General features: G+C 35.7%; 1 protein-coding gene. It reads right to left on the reverse strand.

Annotation, left to right across the window (positions count from 1 at the left end; translation table 11 throughout):
- Positions 1-650: transposase family protein (locus LIZ98_RS17580; protein WP_227203176.1), on the reverse strand; the 650-nt coding region annotated here is incomplete at its 3' end.
- Positions 651-729 lie beyond the last annotated feature (79 nt).

Raw genomic sequence — 729 nt, forward strand, 5'->3', positions numbered from 1 at the left:
CTGATTTCTTTTATGTTATCCGGGTGACCGCCATGAACCATTAAATCCTGTTTAAAACCTTTTAAAGTATGTTGATCTTTGCCTTCTGTAACAGAAATAACTTTACGTTTTTCAAGATCCATGAAAATAGAGACATACTCGTGGCCTTTTCTTCTTGATGTTTCATCAAAACCAACATGTTGTACAGAAGAAAAATCTTCTCTTTCACGAGCTTCTTCCACATAGTGATGTAGTATTGGCCAAAGGGTTGTATCATGTTCATTTATCAGGTTAGCTACCTTTTTAACAGGCATGGCTTTCATTAAAAGGATGACAAATGCTTCAAAGTAAACTGAAAAGCCTGAGCGTTCACGTGTCCAATTAGGTCTTATTGTTTTAGGTGATCCATTACATTGTGAACAGTAGGTACGAGGTAATCTACCGTGAATATAGGTTTCAAATTGAAAGAAGTTTAAATGCCTCCATATCCGTTCACGTCCGTGATCGTAAATAGGAGCCTGATTCCCGCAGGTAGGACACTCAAATGTACTTCCTTTTACCGTAGAGATGAATATGTTTAATTTTTTTTCATCAGGATTAAATTCAACATAATCTACTTTCCATCCAGAACCGAGATTTAGTGCCATTTGTAATAATTCATTCTCTGTCATTTTCAAACTACCACCTTGTCAATTTTATTGGTAGTATTATTGTTGACAGTTTTTTTCCATACTAAACTGCGATGAACCA

It is taken from the genome of Caldibacillus sp. 210928-DFI.2.18, assembly GCF_020554505.1.
Lineage (GTDB): Bacteria > Bacillota > Bacilli > Bacillales > Caldibacillaceae > Caldifermentibacillus > Caldifermentibacillus hisashii.